Annotated in this window: 1 protein-coding gene; it reads left to right on the forward strand. The window is 54.7% G+C overall.

What is annotated here, in order from left to right; genetic code table 11:
• On the forward strand, positions 1–505 hold a 505-nt coding region (locus D3H34_RS33810), incomplete at both ends, for an AMP-binding protein (RefSeq protein WP_147400649.1).

The raw sequence follows: 505 nt of genomic DNA on the forward strand, positions 1-505 counted from the left end.
CAATACGACCGCCGGCGTCACCAGCCTGGCTTCGGTGCCCATGTTTCATATCACGGGTCTTTTGTACTACGTGCTGATCAATATCTATATCGGCACGACCACCATTTTGATCAACCGCTGGGAACGACAGCTGGCCTCCCGGCTCATCAAGAAATACGCCGTCACGCACTGGACCTGCATCCCGACCATGATCGCCGACATCATGGGAAATGACTCTTACCGGGATTTCGGCTTTCAGCAATTGCGCTATATCAGCGGCGGTGGAACGGGAATGCCCAAGGCATTGGCAGAAAAGCTGCAGGCGGAGTTTGAACTGAACTTCATCGAAGGTTACGGTCTGACGGAGACGGTGGCCTCGACCCACGTCAATCCACCCGAACGCCCCAAGCACCAATGCCTTGGCATTCCGTTGTCGGCAGTGATTTCGCTGGTGGTCGATCAAGACACCCAAAAGCCTCTGGGTCCCAATGAAATGGGAGAGATAGTGATTTCCTCACCCACGGTA

It is taken from the genome of Acidovorax cavernicola, from assembly GCF_003581445.1.